Source organism: Kitasatospora sp. NEAU-69 (genome assembly GCF_057158765.1).
Genome location: NZ_JBWXUE010000004.1, coordinates 94,140 through 111,835, shown reverse-complemented (window position 1 = coordinate 111,835; position 17,696 = coordinate 94,140). Strand labels below are relative to the sequence as shown.

At 72.9% G+C, this 17,696-nt stretch carries 14 protein-coding genes; 4 read left to right on the top strand and 10 right to left on the bottom strand.

Annotated features, from left to right (window positions below):
* The first annotated feature begins 26 nt into the window (after positions 1-26).
* On the top strand, positions 27-1,022 hold the full coding sequence (locus AC060L_RS06420) for a ribonucleotide-diphosphate reductase subunit beta (protein ID WP_483797747.1): 996 nt from the start codon (positions 27-29) through the stop codon (positions 1,020-1,022).
* Between the two features lie 153 nt (positions 1,023-1,175).
* On the opposite strand, the gene AC060L_RS06415 is transcribed toward AC060L_RS06420, so the two are convergent.
* From AC060L_RS06415 to AC060L_RS06370, 10 genes are all read right to left on the bottom strand, one after another.
* Positions 1,176-3,209 carry a glycoside hydrolase domain-containing protein gene (locus AC060L_RS06415; RefSeq protein WP_483797532.1) on the bottom strand — a complete coding sequence of 678 codons (2,034 nt, stop codon included), beginning with the start codon at positions 3,207-3,209 and terminating at the stop codon, positions 1,176-1,178.
* A 165-nt stretch (positions 3,210-3,374) separates the two neighbouring features.
* The gene (locus AC060L_RS06410; RefSeq protein WP_483797531.1) at positions 3,375-4,964 is read right to left on the bottom strand and encodes a glycoside hydrolase domain-containing protein; all 1,590 of its coding nucleotides are present in this window, start codon (positions 4,962-4,964) and stop codon (positions 3,375-3,377) included.
* A gap of 178 nt (positions 4,965-5,142) precedes the next feature.
* Complete coding sequence (gene def, locus AC060L_RS06405; protein ID WP_483797529.1) at positions 5,143-5,793, bottom strand: peptide deformylase; 651 nt, start codon at positions 5,791-5,793, stop codon at positions 5,143-5,145.
* A gap of 112 nt (positions 5,794-5,905) precedes the next feature.
* Positions 5,906-6,931 (bottom strand): hypothetical protein, encoded by a 1,026-nt coding sequence (locus AC060L_RS06400; protein WP_483797528.1) that lies wholly within the window; start codon positions 6,929-6,931, stop codon positions 5,906-5,908.
* 423 nt (positions 6,932-7,354) lie between these two features.
* Complete coding sequence (locus AC060L_RS06395) at positions 7,355-9,238, bottom strand: HD domain-containing phosphohydrolase (RefSeq protein WP_483797526.1); 1,884 nt, start codon at positions 9,236-9,238, stop codon at positions 7,355-7,357.
* A gap of 71 nt (positions 9,239-9,309) precedes the next feature.
* On the bottom strand, positions 9,310-10,923 hold the full coding sequence (locus AC060L_RS06390; protein ID WP_483797525.1) for an HD-GYP domain-containing protein: 1,614 nt from the start codon (positions 10,921-10,923) through the stop codon (positions 9,310-9,312).
* Between the two features lie 374 nt (positions 10,924-11,297).
* Positions 11,298-11,663: a mycothiol system anti-sigma-R factor gene (gene rsrA, locus AC060L_RS06385; RefSeq protein ID WP_483797524.1), complete on the bottom strand. Its 366-nt coding sequence runs from the start codon at positions 11,661-11,663 to the stop codon at positions 11,298-11,300.
* Positions 11,660-12,310: a sigma-70 family RNA polymerase sigma factor gene (locus AC060L_RS06380; RefSeq protein ID WP_483797746.1), complete on the bottom strand. Its 651-nt coding sequence runs from the start codon at positions 12,308-12,310 to the stop codon at positions 11,660-11,662. Before AC060L_RS06380 ends, rsrA begins: the two co-directional genes overlap by 4 nt.
* 398 nt (positions 12,311-12,708) lie before the next feature.
* Positions 12,709-13,425, bottom strand: a complete 717-nt coding sequence (locus AC060L_RS06375; RefSeq protein ID WP_483797523.1) for an alpha/beta hydrolase family protein — start codon at positions 13,423-13,425, stop codon at positions 12,709-12,711.
* Positions 13,425-14,180, bottom strand: a complete 756-nt coding sequence (locus AC060L_RS06370; protein WP_483797522.1) for an SOS response-associated peptidase — start codon at positions 14,178-14,180, stop codon at positions 13,425-13,427. The genes AC060L_RS06375 and AC060L_RS06370 overlap by 1 nt, the downstream gene beginning before the upstream one ends.
* 176 nt (positions 14,181-14,356) lie before the next feature.
* Here AC060L_RS06370 and AC060L_RS06365 point away from each other — a divergent pair, with 176 nt between their 5' ends.
* The 3 genes from AC060L_RS06365 (at position 14,357) to rsgA (ending at position 17,640) form a co-directional block, all read left to right on the top strand.
* Positions 14,357-15,079: a M50 family metallopeptidase gene (locus AC060L_RS06365; RefSeq protein ID WP_483797521.1), complete on the top strand. Its 723-nt coding sequence runs from the start codon at positions 14,357-14,359 to the stop codon at positions 15,077-15,079.
* Between the two features lie 133 nt (positions 15,080-15,212).
* Entirely contained in the window at positions 15,213-16,568 is a 1,356-nt protein-coding gene (gene aroA / locus AC060L_RS06360) for a 3-phosphoshikimate 1-carboxyvinyltransferase (RefSeq protein WP_483797520.1), read from the top strand.
* Positions 16,569-16,584: 16 nt separating this feature from the next.
* Complete coding sequence (gene rsgA, locus AC060L_RS06355; RefSeq protein WP_483797519.1) at positions 16,585-17,640, top strand: ribosome small subunit-dependent GTPase A; 1,056 nt, start codon at positions 16,585-16,587, stop codon at positions 17,638-17,640.
* The last annotated feature ends 56 nt before the right edge of the window (positions 17,641-17,696 follow it).

Sequence of the window (17,696 nt, the reverse complement as noted above, 5' to 3'; positions counted from 1 at the left end):
CCCCTGAGACGCCCGGCCGCGAGAAGATGCTGCTCGACCCCGGCTTCGAGCTGACGCTGCGCCCGATGCGCTACCCGTCCTTCTACGACCGCTACCGGGACGCGATCAAGAACACCTGGACCGTCGAGGAGGTGGACCTGCACTCCGACGTCGCCGACCTCGCCAAGCTCAGCGAGGGCGAGCGGCACATGATCGGCCGCCTGGTCGCCTTCTTCGCCACCGGTGACTCGATCGTCGCCAACAACGTGGTGCTGAGCCTCTACAAGCACATCAACTCCCCTGAGGCCCGGCTCTACCTGTCCCGGCAGCTGTTCGAGGAGGCCGTGCACGTCCAGTTCTACCTGACGCTGCTCGACACCTACCTGCCCGACCCGGACGACCGCGCGGCCGCCTTCGACGCGGTGGAGAACATCCCCTCCATCCACCAGAAGGCGCAGTTCTGCTTCACGTACATGAACGCGGTCGACCACATCGACTCGCTGCAGACCAAGGATGACCGCCGGGCCTTCCTGCTCAACCTGATCTGCTTCGCCGCCTGCGTCGAGGGCCTCTTCTTCTACGGCGCCTTCGCCTACGTGTACTGGTTCCGCAGCCGCGGCCTGCTGCACGGCCTGGCCACCGGCACCAACTGGGTCTTCCGCGACGAGTCCATGCACATGGACTTCGCCTTCTCGGTGGTGGACACGGTCCGCGCCGAGGAGCCCGACCTCTTCGACGACAAGATGGCCCAGCAGGTCACCGAGATGCTGGAGCAGGCCGTCGAGGCCGAGCTCCAGTTCGCCCGCGACCTCTGCGGCGAGGGCCTGCCCGGCATGAACACCGAGTCGATGCGCCAGTACCTGGAGGCCGTCGCCGACCAGCGCCTGGCCCGCCTCGGCATGCCGATCCGCTACGGCTCGACGAACCCGTTCGGCTTCATGGAGCTGCAGAACGTCCAGGAGCTGACGAACTTCTTCGAGCGCCGGGTCTCCGCCTACCAGGTCGCGGTCGAGGGCTCGGTCGCCTTCGACGACGACTTCTAGGCAACCGGCAGACAGGCCGACGGGCTGACCGGCCCACAGCCCTACGGGCCGGTCACCAAGACGCAGTCGGGCCCCACTGACCAGCAGGCCAGTGGGGCCCGACGCGTTTCCGGCCACCGAGCGGCAGCCGTCAACGCAGCTTCTGACGAAGCGTCAGCTCGCGTTCCACCAGGTGTTGCTGGCCCAGAGCGAGCCGCCGACACCCTGGCCGCCGCCCTGCTTGTAGACCACGAAGTTGCCGTCGTTCTGCATGAACGCCCAGGCGTTCGGGTTGCCCTGGGTGTTGGTGGACCAGAGCGCGCCGCCGACGCTGGAGCTGCCGCCCTTGCGGTACACGACGAAGTTGCCGTCGCTCTGCATCACCGCGTAAGCCCCCGGGTTCCCGGCCGTGTTGGAGGACCAGATGGCCGCTCCATCACGCTTGCGGTACATCACCAGGTTGCCGTCCGCCTGCATCACCAGGCGGGTGAGGGTGTTGTCGGTCCAGCGGCCCGAGGAGAAGAGCTGGCCCGGGTAGATCACCGGACCGTACTGGTTGGTGCCGGTGGACCAGATCGGCGTGCTGTCGGCGCGGTACAGCACCACGTTGCCGTCGGCCTGCACGGTGAGCCAGTTGCCCGACACGCCATAGGAGTTGGTCGTGAAGAGCGGGCTGCCGGTCGCGCTGTACAGGACGAAGTTGCCGTCGGTCTGCATCATCGCGTAGGCGCCGGGGTTGCCGGCGGTGTTGGTGCTCCACATCAGCGGACCCTGGCCCGAGCCGCCGGTGTTGGCGGAGACCACCAGGTTGCCGTCGGCCTGCATGGTCAGCGTCATCGACGAGCTGGCGATGCTGTGCCCGGCGTCCAGCCGCTGGCCCGGCTGCATGGTGCTGCCGCTCGCCTCCGCGCTGATGTTGGCGTAGTCGCCGTCGATCTGGATCTGGATGTTGCCGTAGGTCTCGTACGTGTTGCCCTCGTACTGGTGGACCCGGCGGCCGCCCGGCCAGTAGCTCGAACCGTACGAGGCGAGGCCCATGGACACGTCCGAGGTGTCGGCGGCGGACTGGCTCCAGTTCGCCGACCAGACCGCGTCGGGGCGCGAGTAGGCGGTGTTGTTGTAGTTGTCGGCGAGGTCCTTGATGCCGCTGCCGGCACTGGAGTAGATGCCGGCCCGGAAGCCGTTCGAGCGCAGCGTGTCGATCCAACCGCTCTCGTAGTTGAGCGCGTTGGTCTTGTACTGGGTGGAGTCGTAGGCCTCCACGTCGTTGTACAGGACCGAGCCGGTCGGCAGGCCCAGCGCCGTGGCCTTGGCGACCGCGTCGTTCGCGGCGGCCGCCCCCTGGCTGCGGGCGGTGGCCGGGTCGGCGGACATCGTGGACGGGTCGAGGCCGACGTAGATCGGCAGGAACGACCAGCCCTCGGCCGCCCGGGCGCTGACCCAGGCCGGCGTCAGGTTCTGGTTGGAGCAGCCGCGGCGGCCACCGATGTAGATGCCGACCCCGCTGTACGGCGAGTTCGCCTTCCAGACGCTCATGGTGTTGGCGGACGGCGCGTCACAGGTGTCGAACGCCTTGCCGGTCAGGTCGGTGCTGGGCACCGCCGAGGCCCCGGTGCCGGCGGCACCGGCGGCGGCGCGCGGCGCGGCGGCCAGCATCCGCGGCGCCCGGGCCGGCGCGGGAGCGGCAGGAGCGGGAGCGGCGGCGCTGCCGGCCGGCGCGGCCGAGCCGGCGACCACGGTCGCGCCGGCCAGGATCGAGTTCAGCTGCGTCGTGCTGTCGCCGTACGTGGCGGTCACCTGGAGCCCGGTACCGTGCAGGTTCACCCGGGCCTGGTGGGTGAGCGCGCCGGCGTTGATGATCGCGGACGGCAGCACGGTGCCGGGGGCGAGCTGCGGAGCGGCCGGAGTGAAGGCGTTCGGCACCGGCGTCGGCTCGATCACGAGCGTCTCGGTGGTCTTCGCGGAGATGTGCGCGGGACAGTTCTGGTCGGCGCCCGGCGTGCCCAGGTAAACGGCGTGCTGGTCGAATCGGACACAGCTGTGCGGGTCCTGGGCGAGGTCCACCACCGGCCAGTCGGCCGGCACCTTGAGCTGGTAGCCCTGGTACGTGACGGTCTGACTGCCGTCGGTCCCGGCCGCCTGCGCGCCGGGTGCGACGGCGCCGAGGCCGGCGGTCGCCAGAATGACGACTGCGGTCGTGCTTGCCAAACGCCTAGCCATAAGCGGGAAGCCCCCCATGAGTTTGTGTACATCCGACGCGCAATCATGCGCGAAATAGGCACGATAATATGCACGCTCGACAGAGCCGGCGGCGGGTGCCACACCCACCGCCGGCCCTCACTCACCCCATTCGTCCGGCTGGACCGGTTTCCCTCAGCCCGCCGCGGTGTTGTACGTCGCGGTGGCCCAGATCGGCGTGACGCCGTCGGCCTTGTAGATCACCAGATTTCCGTCGTCCTGCATCACCAGGTGGGAGCCGGCGGCGCCGCTGACGGCATACGTCCCAGTGGCCCAGAGCGCGCCACCGACACTGGAACTGCCACCCGCCTTGTAGACCACCAGGTTGCCGTCGGTCTGCATGATCGCGTAGGCACCGGAGTTCGGGTACGTCCCACTGGACCAGAGGTACAGGCCGTCCCGCTTGCGGTACATCACCAGGTTGCCGTCGGCCTGCATGAACACCTTGGTCAGCGTGCCCTCCAGCCACTGGCCGCTGGCCAGTGCCTGACCGGGGCTCAGCGTGCTGCCGAGCGACTGAGTGCCGTTCTGCCAGAGCGGAGCCCCCGGGTTCGCGCTGTTCGGACCGTTCGGGCCGAAGACCGCCAGGCTGCCGCTGCCCTGGAAGACCGCGGAGGAGAACGGACCGCCCCAGGTGCCGGAGGCCCAGAGCGCGCCGCCGGTGCTGGAGTTGCCGCCCGCCTTGTAGACCACCAGGTTGCCGTCGGTCTGCATGACCGCGTACGCACCCGGATTGCCCGAGGACTTCGACGACCAGAGTGCCGTGCTCTGCGCACCGTTGAGCATCCCGTAGGCGACGAGGTTGCCGTCGGCCTGCATGCTCAGCGTGACGTTCGCGTTGCTCAGCACCGCGCCGGGGTCGAGCCGGTGAGCGCTCGGGATCACCGAGCCGATGGCGGCCTCGGTGACGTCCAGGTAGCTGGGGTCGATGGTGAGGCTCGAGCCGCCCCAGGTCTCGTTCGCGCCGGCCGCGTACTGGTGCACCCGGGAGCCGGTCGACCAGGCGGCGGCGGTCACACCGGTCGCCGCGTCGCCCGTGTTGGCCTGGCCGTTCAGCTGCCGCGCCCAGACCACCTGCGGCTTCGGCACGATCCCGGCGGTGTCGGCGACCACGCCGGTCGCGTCGCCGCGCAGCCCGGAGCGCCAGCCGCCGCGGTTCAGGAACTCCTTCGTCCAGCCGGCGACATAGGCCACCACGCGGTCGTGGTAGGTGGAGGCGTAGGCGGCGACGTCCAGGTAGATGACCGACCCCGGCATGAGCCCGTCCGTGCTCGCCGCGTTGATCGCACTGTCGGCGTCCGACATGCCCTGGGACTGGGCGTTGTTGGTGTTCGGGTCGATCAACACCGCGCCGGTGCTGGCCTGGTGGCCGTAGTAGACCGGCAGGAAGGACCAGCCCTCGGCCGCCCGGCCACTGATCCAGCCGGGCGTCAGGTCCGACTGCGGGCAGGGATCGGACTGCCCGGCCAGGTGGATCGTGACCGCGCGGTACGGCGAGGCGCCGGCCCAGCTCGTCATGGTGGCGGCCGGCGGCAGCACGCAGCTGTCGAAGCCGGCGGCGGTGGCGTCGGTGCTCGGCGTCACCGTCACGGTCGCGGTGTCCGCGACGGCCGGGCTCGGGACGACGGTGGCCAGCCCTGCGGCCAGCCCGGCGGCGGCGAGCAGGGCGGCGGTGATCCGGCCGCCCCGCCGTCTGCCCGCGCCTGCGGACGTGCTCTTGCTCATCTGTCTCTGCCCCCTGGTGACACGCCGTCGGCGGCCCCGGAGTCCGGGACCGCCGACGGTCCGATGATTCGAACGCGAGTTCGCGTGATGATCATCGTGCCACCCGGGAAGATCGGAGGCACAGCTGTTTTTCGTCAGATCTTGACCGGATGACGATGCCTCAGGGGCACTGACCAGGTCAGTCGTTCGGCACCGTCGCGTACGTCGGGGTGCCCTCGGCCATCTGCTTCAGCGCGTCCTTGCGGTCGCGCTTGGAGAGGCGGTCGATGTAGAGGTAGCCGTTCAGGTGGTCGGTCTCGTGCTGGAGGCAGCGGGCGAAGAAGCCGGTGCCCTCGACCCGGATCGGGTTGCCGTGCATGTCCTGACCGGTCACCGCGGCGTAGTCCGGGCGGGGCAGCTCGGCGTAGGCGGTGGGGACCGAGAGGCAGCCCTCGTTGCCGTCGTCCAGCGTGCGGCGGTCGACCGGGAGGTCCTCGACCACCGGGTTGATCACGTGGCCGATGTGGCGCACGTTCTGGTCGTCCGGGCAGTCGTAGACGAAGACCTTCGCGTCCACGCCGATCTGGTTGGCGGCCAGGCCCACGCCGGCGGCCGCGTACATCGACTGGAACATGTCGTCGATCAGCGCCGCGAGGTCCGCGTCGAACTCGGTGACCGTCTTGCACTCGCGGTGCAGCACCGGGTTGCCGACCACGGTGATCGGCCGCGCGGTGCCCTTGGACAGGTCGGGCTCCTCGCCGATCACCTGCACGGGGGCCTGCTCGGCCTCCTCGTGCCCGTGATCATGCGTGTGGTCGTGGTCGTGCTCGTGGTCGTGCTGGTCCGCCATCGCTGTCTTCCGCTTCTGTGGGGCCGTCTTTGCAACCTCCCCAGGGTAGGGCCTCACGGCGTGCAGATCCGGTCCGACCGGCTCGGCTCCCACCGGCCCAGCTCCGACCGGCTCAGCAGACCTCTTCCACGTCGCGGTAGGCCCGGCTGGTCGGTGAGGCCCCGACCCAGCGGTCCAGCAGCAGCCTGACCAGCCCGGCTGGTGCGGCGATCCCGCACTCGCGCTCGGTCAGCCAGTCGGCGCCGTCGCTGCCCTGGCTGAGGTGGCTGAGGTGGCCGGGGTGGGCCGCGTCGCCGTCGTCGTGCGGGTCGTGGTGCACGGTGCGGCCGTCGTCGATGGCCATCCGGCTCTCCGAGCAGGCCCGGCAGAGCAGCCGGACCGAGGAGGTCCAGTCCTCGGCGGCGTAGCCCGCCTCGGCGACCAGCTTCTCCAGCGCGTCCCGGTCGGTCTCGGCGGCGGCCTGGAGCAGCACCACGAAGGTCGGCACCGGCGAGGGCGCCCACAGCTCGATCTCGTCGAAGACCGGGAACGCCGAGCCGTTCGCGACCCGCTCGCCGTGCGGCGCGCCGTCGTGCAGCACGACCTCACCCCAGCGGCGGCCCGAGGAGGGCAGCGGGATGGAGAGCACCTCGACCCGGGCCGGGTCGAGCCGGCGGCCCCAGACCACCTCGGACTCGCCCTCCGGGGAGAGCCGCACCGGCGTGGTGCCGAGGTCGAGCTGAACCGTCCCCTCGGCGGCGGCGGACGGGCCACCGGGCAGCCGCAGGCCGTACGCCTGCCAGGCCCGGCGGGCCAGCGGCCAGTCCTGCAGCGCGGTCGCGGTGATGCCGAGGTTCCACCAGTCCGGCGCGCCGTGGTCGCGGTCCAGCAGGGCGACGGCCCGTAGGCCGGCCACCCGGGCCTGCTCCCAGTCACGCCGGAACTTGTGCAGCAGGGCCAGGTTGAACCAGGAGTCGGAGAGCCACGGCTCCAGGTCCGCGGCCATCACCAGCAGCGCGCCCGCGTCCTCGTAGCGCCCGTCACCGATCAGCGTGAAGGCCCGGTCGGTCGTCTGCCGCCAGGTGGCGGACGGCCGATGCCGTGCCCGGTGGAAGATCTTCACGTTGCCCTGCCGCCTGTCCGCTCGGTTCTGCTGCATTCTGCTTGGGAGCCGAGCCGCCCTGGCCTGTACCGCCAGGTCGGCCGGCCCGCGTCCCACACGCGGTCCTTGTCCTACTACGTCCTAGTACTACTGCCTGACGACCCTCATGCCTGATGGCCGTACTACCTGCTGGTCCTCATACGTGATGGCCCTACTGCCAGTGGTCCTACCGACCACTGGTCCTGCTGCACTGGTTCCGCTGTTTACTGGTTCCGCTTCCCGCTCAGTGCCGGCGCGGTGGCCGACAGTAACGGCCGAGCGCGACCACAACCGAGGCCCGAGGACCCCGGATCGGGTGTTCCACGCTACGACCGCATCCAACCACGGCACAGCCGGGACGCGCTCGCTGCACCTACCCTGCTATTCAGCGCTCGGCACTGGGCCAACTCCAGCCGGGCCGCCCCTGGTACTCGGCCAGGTTCATCCGCTCTCCGTCCGGGCGACGGTGCACGGGCGACGGCCCGCGGCGGCGACCCGGTCCAGCGCGGCCAGCACGCGGGGGTCGTAGGCGCGGCCACTCTGCGCCTCCAGCGCGGCCCGCGCGGCCGGGCCGGGGCCGGCCGGACCGCAGAGGTCCTCGTGGGCGTTGGCCACCCGGATGATCCGGGCGGCCAGCGGCAGCGTCCGGTCGGTACGGCCGTCCGGGCCAACCAGCGGGTCGGCCAGCCGCGCCACCTGTTCGGCGACCGGGCCCGGCACGCCGGTGCGCCGGATCACCTCGCTGCCGAGCCTGGCGATCCGCTGCTGCTCGCTGTCCGGCAAGGTCGCCGTGGCGCCGCCCGGGACCGGTTCGACGAGCGACAGCTGGCCGATGTCGTGCATCAGCGCGGCATACTCCAGCAGGGTCAGGTCGCGGGCACCCAGACCCAGCTCGCGGCCGAGCGCGCACGCCGTGTCCGCGACCCGGCGCGCGTGGCCCGGTGCGGTGTAGCCGGCCACCTCGGTGGCCCGGGCCAGCGTGGCGATGGTCTGTCCGTAGGTGGCCCGGACGGCGGCGGCCCGGCGGAACGAGGTCTGCGCGAGCAGCAGCGGCAGGCAGAAGACCGGCAGCGCCCACAGGCCCACCTCGCCGGCCGCGAGGCTGACCAGCATCCCGGTGGCCGCGATCGCCGAGCCGATCCCGGGCAGCGCGCGCAGCTCCTCCTCCAGCGCCGCGCCGAACGGGCGGCCGGCCCGCCGCTGGCAGGCGGCCAGCGCGGCGTCGCAGAGCCCGGCCAGCGCGGCGACGACGACCAGGAAGCCGCCGTACGCCGGGCCGGCCAGCGGGACCCGGTCCAGCGCGCCGCTGGTGTAGAGCGGCTGGAAGAGCGCGGCGGCGAACGCGACCACGAAGAGCCGCCGGGCGGCCTCGTCCCAGCCGTCGGCCGGACGGCGTGCGGTGTCGTCGAACGCCGCCTCCTCGCGCAGCTCACGCCGGCGCGCCCACCGCCTGCGCCACCCGCTCCGACTGCGCCACCCACTCCACCTGCTCCGACTGCTCTGCCTGCTCCGCCTGGTCTGCCCACTCCGGCCACTCCGGCCACTCCGGCCACTCCGGCCCGCACGCCGTACGCCGGAGCCCACCCGCGCGGCACCCCCGGCCGCCATCACCCCGCGCACGCCACGCAGCCGCGCCCACCACCCGCGCCGACGCGCACCGCGAACGCCGGACCGCGCCCGCGCGGTACCCCCGGCCGCCGTCACCCCGCGCACGCCACGCACCCGCACCCACCACCCACGCCGGTCCGCGCCCTCGGTCGCGGACCCCGTCCGCGCACAAGCCCCGACCGCCGTCACCCCGCGCACCCTCGCGGCCCCGCCGCGGTGCGCCGGCGGGCGCCCGCCGACCAGGGTGTCGCGCGGGCGGGGCACGGTCGCGACCTCCTCGTCCGACTGCCCGCGCCGCCGGACGACCGTCCGCAGCAGCGCGCCCGCCGCCTGCCCGGCCCCGGTCACCACGACCACCTGGAGCACGCCGTGCGTGGTGGGCAGCCCGCGCAGCGGGCCGAGCAGCGCGTACGCGAGTCCGGCGGCCGCGCCCAGCGGGGCCGGCTCGCGGCCGCCCGGCCGGCCGATCCGGACCGCCTCACCGACCGCGATCAGCGCGCCGAAGTCCAGCGCGACCTGCGGATCCGTCAGCCCCCGGGCCAGCAGTGCGGTGCCACCCGCCGCGAGCAGCAGGATCGCCGCGCCCCGGAGCACCGCCGCACCGTCCAGCCCGCCGCGCACCACCGCGACCACCCGCGCCGCACCGGCACCGCCCGCCACCAGGGGCTTCCCGCCGGCGCTTCTCGGCAGCGCGCGGTGCACCCCTACGCGGTTCACCGGCACACGCTTCACCGGCACCCGGGACACCAGCACCCGCGGCACCACCACGCGCCCGCCCGGCCGCGCCGTCACCGCGTGCCGCCCGCCGCGTACCGCTGCGCCGAGCCCGAAGCAGAGGCCGAGCCCGAAGCCGGGCCCGAACCGGGCGCCGCAGCAGCGCCCGGAGCCGAAGCCGGCGCTCCGAGCGGCTCCGGCACGCCGAGCGGGATGTCCGGCACCGCCGCCTCGTCCTGCGCGGCGGGCGGCAGCACCGGCTGCCAGCCGTGCCGGTCCACCGCCGCGACCAGCGCCTGCACCATCACCGGGTCGAACTGGCTGCCCGCGCAGCGCCGCAGCTCGGCCACCGCCTCCGGCACCGGTCGGCCGCGCCGGTAGGAGCGGGTCGAGGTCATCGAGTCGAAGGCGTCCGCCACCGCGATGATCCGGGCGAACTCGGGGATCCGATCGCCGGCCAGGCCGTGCGGATAGCCGCGCCCGTCCATCCGCTCGTGGTGGTGCAGGATCCCGGCGTGCGCCTCACCGAGGAAGTCGATGCCGCGCACCAGCTCGTGCCCGTACTGCGGGTGCACCTCGACCGCGCGGCGCTCGGCCTCGCTGAGGGGACCGTTTCTGCGCAGCAGTTCGGTCGCCACGCCGAGCTTGCCGACGTCGTGCAGCGTCCCGGCGAAGTGCAGCGTGCGCAGCCGGTCGCCGTCGATCCCGAGCTGACCGGCGATCAACACCGATGCCCGGCCGACCCGTTCGCTGTGCCCGCGGGTGTACGAGTCCTTGATCTCCACCGCCTGCACCAGCGCCTCCACGGTCGCCCGGTGCGCCGCGCGCTCCCGGTGGCCCTGGGCGAAGACCCAGGCCGAGATGGAGAGCGGCAGCAGCGCGAGCACCGCCGCGAACGCACCGTACGGGCCCTGCCAGAGCACCGCCATCATCAGGCCGCCGAGCGCGTGCACGAAGGCCGGCAGACCGAGCACGGTCACCGCGCCGCGGCGCAGCTGAGCCGGCGTGCAGCTCTCGGCCAGCAGCCGGATCCCGGCCACCAGCACGCCGTTGACCAGGCAGAACACCAGGACGGCCGCCAGCGGCGGGAGCAGCGCGGCCGGATAGCGGGCGCCGAGCAGCAGCCGCGGACCGTCCAGCAGGTGGAAGAGCACCGCGGCCAGTGCGGCCGCCAGCGCGAGCTGGGCGGCGTTCCACGCGCGGCGCAGCAGCCGCGGCGCGGCAGCCGCACCGGAGAGCGCGGCGGGGAGCGCGACCAGCGCGGCGGCGGCCGGCGGCAGCATCAGCACGCCGGCGAAGAGCACCGGCAGGAACGCGTTGGCCCGCGCCCGCCCGGGCACCGCTCCGGCCGCCGGTGCCGAGGCCGACCGCTCGCCCCGGCCGACCGCGCGCGCGAGCAGGCCACGCAGCCGGCGGACCATCCGCAGGCAGGGGGTGGGCAGCCCCTGCGCGACCGACTCCCAACAGGCGTGCAGGAACGCCAGCAGTCCGACCTTGGGCCAGTCGACCGGCCGGCCGAGCCAGCCGGGCAGACCGCAGGACGCGGCGCCGGGCAGCAGCGGCAGCAGGCTGCACAGGCCGGCCAGCAGAACCAGCAGGACGTAGCCGAACGCCGCCGCGGGCAGCCGCGCCGACTTCTGCTCGGGCGACTTGTGTTCTGCCGACTTGTGTTCTGCCGACTTCTGCATCGGCGACTTCTGCATCGGCGACTTCAGCTTTGGGAGCCCGCGGCCCCCGCGATCGACGGCGATCTCCGCCTCCCCACCTCAAGGGGCCTGTCCGGCAGCCGGGTTGGCCCTGCTCGCGGTCGCCCGACTCAGGGCCCAGATGCCCCGGGGCCCGCCAGAGGAGGATAGGGCTCCACTGGCAGCCGCAGGCCCGTCCTGGCCCGCTGCCCGCCCCAACACGGCTCACACTCACCCGATCGGGTGAGTGGAGCGGGCTGACGCACCCTCATGTCGCGGTATCCGCAAGGCCGGGAGGCTTCGGGGACGCACGAACGACAGGGCCCCGGAGCGGTTTTCCGCTCCGGGGCCCTGTCGGCACCACTTCTCTGTTCGCGCTACTCTGCGGGAGTCGCCGCCACCTGACCGGCGGCCAGCAGTCCGGAGTCGCCGTGGGCGGGAGTGGCGGCATCGGTCGCCACCTCCACCACCGGCTCGCCGGCGCGCTGCCCCGCCCGGATGCTGTCGATCCGGGCGAGAACCTTGCTCCGCAGGTCCGACGGGGTGTCGTCGCAACCGCAGGAGCGCTTGATCAGCGCCTTGATGGCCTGCTCAAGGCCGTACTTCTCCAAGCACGGCGAGCACTCGTCGAAGTGCTCACGCAGCTTGGCGCAGTCGCCTTCCGCCATCTCGTTGTCGAGGAACTCGTACAGGTGGTCAAGCACCTCGCCACAGTCGGTGGCGTGCGGACCTCCGCAACTCATGAGCCCGTGCCTTTCGCCTCGCGCCCAGCCCCGCTGCCGGCCGGGACCAGCCCACGCTCGCGGGCGTAATCCTCCAGCATGCCCCGCAGTTGGCGGCGGCCTCGGTGCAGCCGGGACATCACCGTACCGATGGGGGTCCCCATGATGTCGGCGATCTCCTTGTATGCAAAGCCCTCGACATCCGCGAGGTAGACCGCGATGCGGAACTCCTCGGGGATCGCCTGCAGGGCGTCCTTCACGTCACTGTCCGGCAGGTGATCGAGCGCCTGGGTCTCGGCCGAGCGCAGACCGGTCGACATGTGCGACTCAGCCCGGGCCAGCTGCCAGTCCTCGATCTCCTCGGCGGCGGTGCGCTGCGGCTCCCGCTGCTTCTTCCGGTACGAGTTGATGAAGGTGTTGGTCAGGATGCGGTACAGCCAGGCCTTGAGATTGGTCCCCTCCCGGAACTGATGGAAGGAGGCATAGGCCTTCGCGAAAGCCTCCTGCAGGAGGTCCTCCGCATCGGCCGGGTTGCGGGTCATCCGCAGCGCGGCCGAGTACATCGGGTCCAGATAACCCAGCGCATCACGCTCGAAGCGTGCGCGGCGGGCCTCCTCGGTCTCGTCGGAGGACACCCGGAAGGTGTCCTCGCCGATCGCCTCGGCCAGCTCCTCGCCGGTCAACGGCTCGGCCGAAGAATCGGCGGAGAGCGACTCGGGCGAAGGCTCGGCCCCGGCGCCCAGTCCCACGTTCGGCTCGTCCTCGGTCGCGACGACCGGACCCACCTCCTCGCTGTAACGGGCACGGCTCACCGTGAGCCGACCCGGAAGCGAGGATATCGGGCTCACGGGCTTCTCGCCCGCGACAAGCCAATCCGACCAAGGGAGGAACGCGCTCTGCGCGCTCTGCTCCTCAGGTCGCTCGGGGCACGCGATGGAACCCATGTGCGCTGCCTTTCCGGCCGGGTACTGCTGACGAGAGGGTTAACCCGGAGCACCGCGCGGGCATTCCCGGCGGAGCACGAATCTCGCTCGCCCGCCACCGCTGGGCCCCGGCAGACCCGTCCCTACAGCGTCAGCTCGGTCGGCCAGTCGCCGACCGCCGCGGTGATCAGCGCCAGCGCCTCGGCGCGGGTCAGCGGGGCCGACTTGGGCACCTCGAAGCCGTGGTTGGCGGCCGGCACCTCGACCAGCCGGGAGCCCGCGGGCAGCTGCGGGAACTCGGCCGGGCCGCCGAACGGATCCCGCGCCCCCTGCACCACCAGCGTCGGCAGCCCGGCACCGAGCAGCTCCTCGGCCCGCGAGCGCTCCGGCCGGCCCGGCGGGTGCAGCGGGAAGGCCAGCGCCAGCACCCCCACCGCGCCGCTGGCGGCGCCGGTCCGGCAGGCCACCCGGGCGCCGGCGCTGCGCCCGCCGACCAGCAGCGGGACTCCCTCGGCCGCGAGCCGCTCGGCGACCGGCAGCCAGCCCGCGTCGAGCGTCTTCGGCGCGGGTGCGACCTTCTTGCCGGCCACCCGCCAGGGCTGCTCGACCAGCGCCACCGCGATGCCGCGCGCGGGCAGCGCGGCGGCCAGCGCCGCCAGGTCCGCGGCCTCGATCCCGCCGCCCGCGCCGTGCCCGAGCCCGAGCACCGCGCGGGGCCGGCCGGTCGGCCGGTGCCAGCTGATTCGGGCCGGACCGGCCGGGGTCTCCACCAGCGTCTGCTCCACCAGCTGCTCGCTCCCGCGCTCAGCCGTCTGCTCGCTCCCGCCGTCTGCCGTCCGACCCGCTGTCCGATCCGCCATCAGAAGAGCGCTCCCTCCGACTCGGGGGTGGCCTGCGCGGTCAGCCCGGGGTTGTTGTTGCGGATGCTGCCGACCGCGGCGGAGACCGGACGCACGCTCAGCAGCCCGGGGGCCGGCGGCACCAGCAGCGTGCGCGCCTCTTCGGCGTCGTCCAGCGCGGGGTCCAGCCAGTCGTCCCAGCGGTCCGGCTGGAGGTAGAGCGGCATCCGCTCGTGGATCGGGGCGAGCAGCTCCTCGGCCTCGGTGGTCACGATCGTGCAGGTCACCAGCCAGGAGGCCGGGTGGTCGGCGGGCACCGAGCGGTCCCGCCAGAACTCGTACAGCCCGGCCAGCGCGAGCGGCGCGCCGTCCAGCCGGCTGACGAAGAACGGCTGCTTGCGCGGCTTGCCCCGGCCACTCCCGCTCTCGATGGTCTGCCACTCGTAGTAGCCGTCCACCGGGAGCAGGCAGCGGCGGGACGCGAAGGCCTGCCGGTAGGACGGCTTCTCGTGCACGGTGTCGGCCCGCGCGTTGATCATCTTGACGGCGCTCTCCGGCGACTTGGACCAGGCCGGGACCAGACCCCAGCGCAGCTGCCGCAGCTGCCGCACCGTCTCGCCGCCGCCCTTCGGCACCCGGTCCAGCACGGCCAGCACCGGATCGGTCGGTGCCACGTTCCAGCTCGGTGCGAGGCTCTCGGTCGGGTCCCACTGCTGCACGCCGAACAGCTCGACGATGTCCTCCGGCGTGGTGCTCGCCGCGAATCGACCACACATACCGTCAGCCTTTCACGTTCTCATTCCGCGTGCGGCGGCTTCTCACCCTCCGATCACCCTGCGCGCGCGAGGTTCTCATGCGGCCCGCGGAACCGGCGGCTACCGCGGGCCGGTCCCTCCATGGGAGGCTGCCCCCTTCCCCCCGACCCCCAGGCACCACACCACAGGGACGAACCATGAACCACAGCATCAGCGACGTCTGGCAGCGGGTCCTCGGCACCCAGCCCGACCCACCGCACTGGCTGGTGTTCGCCTGTGCCGGGGCCGCGCTGCTGCTGATACTCCCGCACCCCGTGTGGCGGGTCAGCCGGAACGTCGTGACCATCGCCCACGAGGGCGGGCACGGCCTGGTCGCGCTGCTCACCGGCCGCCGGCTGGCCGCGATCCGGCTGCACTCGGACACCTCGGGCCTGACCGTCTCGTACGGCAAGCCGACCGGCCCGGGCATGATCCTGACCGCCGCGGCCGGCTACACCGCTCCCTCGCTGCTCGGGCTCGGCGGCGCCGCCCTGCTCAACGGCGGGCACATCACCGCGCTGCTCTGGCTCTCGATCGCCCTGCTGGCCGCGCTGCTGGTCCGGATCCGCAACGCGTTCGGCCTGCTCACGGTGCTGGTCACCGGCGCCGCGTTCTTCGCCGTCTCCTGGTACGGCACCGCCCAGCTCCAGGCCGCCTTCGCCTACCTGGGCATCTGGTTCCTGCTGCTGGCGGGCGTGCGCCCGGTGGTCGAACTCCAGCACAAGCGCCGCCAGGGCGGGGCCCGCGACTCGGACGCCGACCAGCTGGCCCGGCTCACCGGCGTGAGCGCGCTGCTCTGGGTGGCGCTCTTCCTCACCATCGCGCTGGCCTGCCTGCTGGCCGGCGGCAGCTGGCTGGTCCCGGCGCTGAGCACCAGCTGAGCCGCAGCTCAGCACCGCCCGGCCATCGACCGACCCGTTGGTGCCGAGACCGCGACCGCGCCCCCGACACACCCGTCGTCCACTCCTCGAATGCCCCGAGGGCGGCAGGCGAACCGCCCCCTAAACTGGCGGCATGACCGAGACCCTGTGGCCCGCCCCCATCGCGACCGCCGCCGTCGACGCGACTGTCACCGTTCCTGGTTCCAAGTCCGTCACCAACCGGGCGCTGATCCTGGCCGCACTGGCTTCCGAGCCGGGCTGGGTACGGCGACCACTGCGCAGCCGCGACTCCCAGCTGATGGCGGACGGCCTGCGGGCGCTCGGTGTCGGCATCGAGGAGCAGGTGAACAACGACTGCGGCGGCATCGGCGGCGGTGAGGCCTGGCGGATCATCCCGACCGGGCACCTGGCCGGCCCCGCTCGGATCGACGTCGGCAACGCCGGCACGGTCATGCGCTTCCTGCCGCCGCTCGCGGTGCTGGCCGACGGGCCGGTGCACTTCGACGGCGACCCGCGCAGCTACGAGCGCCCGCAGCACGGCGTGATCGACTCGCTGCGCGCGCTCGGCGCCCGGATCGAGGACGGCGGCCGCGGCGGGTTCCCGCTCACCGTGCACGGCACCGGCGCGCTGGACGGCGGCACGGTCGAGCTGGACGCCTCGTCCTCCTCCCAGTTCGTCAGCGCGCTGCTGCTCTCCGGCGCCCGCTACAACCAGGGCCTGGAGGTCCGCCACATCGGCGACCCGGTCCCCTCGCTGCCGCACATCCGGATGACGGTGGACATGCTCCGCCAGGCCGGCGTGCAGGTGGACGCGCCGGAGGACGGCGGCGAGAAGGACGTCTGGCGGGTCACCCCCGGTGCCCTGCTCGGCCGCGACATGGCGGTCGAGCCGGACCTGTCCAACGCCGCGCCGTTCTTCGCCGCGGCACTGGTGACCGGCGGCCGGGTGACGGTCCGCGACTGGCCCGAGCACACCAACCAGGCCGGCGACCAGCTGCGCGAGATCTTCACCGCCATGGGCGGCAGCTGCCGGTTCGTGAACGAGTACGGCTCCGACGACGGCCTGTCGTTCCACGGCACCGGCCGGATCACCGGCATCGACGCCGACCTGCACGAGGTCGGTGAGCTGGCTCCGGTGATCGCCGCCGTCGCCGCGCTCGCCGACTCCGAGTCGCACCTGCGCGGCATCGCGCACCTGCGCCTGCACGAGACCGACCGGCTCGCCGCGCTCGCCCGCGAGATCAACGCGCTCGGCGGCGACGTCACCGAGACCGAGGACGGCCTGCGGATCCGCCCGCGCGCGCTGCACGGCGGCGTCTTCCACACCTACGAGGACCACCGGCTGGCCACCGCCGCCGCGGTGCTCGGCCTGGCCGTGCCGGGCGTCCTGGTGGAGAACATCGCGACCACCGCGAAGACCCTGCCGGACTTCCCGCAGATGTGGGCCGAACTACTGTCCACGACACCTACAAGCCCGGCAGCAGGCTGAGCGGAATACGAGCACCATGCGCCGCTACGGCAAGGACGCCGACGAGGACGACATCCGCAACCGCCCGGCCCGCAAGGGATCCCGGCCCAGGACGCGGATCCGGCCCAAGCACGAGGACGCCGACGAGGCGATGATCCTCACCGTGGACCGGGGCCGGCTGACCTGCCTGGTCGACGCCGGGACCAAGCAGGAGCGCGAGATCGTCGCGATGAAGTCCCGCGAGCTCGGCCGCAAGGGCGTGGTCGTCGGGGACATCGTCAGCGTCGTCGGCGACCTGTCCGGCGAGCCGGACACGCTGGCCCGGATCGTCCGGGTCGAGGAGCGCACCTCGGTGCTGCGCCGCACCGCGGACGACGACGACCCGTACGAGCGGATCGTGGTCGCCAACGCCGACCAGCTCGCGATCGTCACCGCGCTGGCCGACCCGGAGCCGCGGCCCCGGCTGATCGACCGCTGCCTGGTCGCGGCGTACGACGCGGGCATGGAGCCGCTGCTGGTGCTCACCAAGTCCGACCTCGCCCCGGCCGAGCCGGTGCTGGAGTCGTACGCACCGCTCGGCATCAAGTACGTGGTGACCCGGAGCGACGAGCTGGAGACGGCCGGCGCGGAGGCGGTCCGCGAGCACCTGCGCGGCCTCGCCACGGTCTTCATCGGCCACTCGGGAGTCGGCAAGACCACCCTGGTCAACGCACTGGTCCCGGAGCACCAGCGGACCACCGGCCGGGTCAACGCGGTCACCGGGCGCGGGCGGCACACCACCGTCTCGGCGCTCGCGCTGCGGCTGCCCCCGCCGCCCGGCGCGAAGCCCGGTTCGAAGAAGGCGCTCGACCCCGGCTGGGTGATCGACACGCCCGGCTTCCGCTCCTTCGGCCTCTCGCACATCGACCCGTCCCGGGTGATCCACGCGTTCCCCGACCTGGAACCGGGCACGGTGGACTGCCCGCGCGCGTGCAGCCACGACGAGCCCGACTGCGCGCTGGACGCCTGGGTCGCCGACGGCCACGCCGACCAGGCCCGGCTCTACTCGCTGCGCCGCCTGCTCTCGACGAAGGAGGCCCGCGAGGGCGACTGACGGCGACTGACGGCGCCCGGCCGGGGCGGCCGAGCAGGCCGGCTGAGGTGTCGATG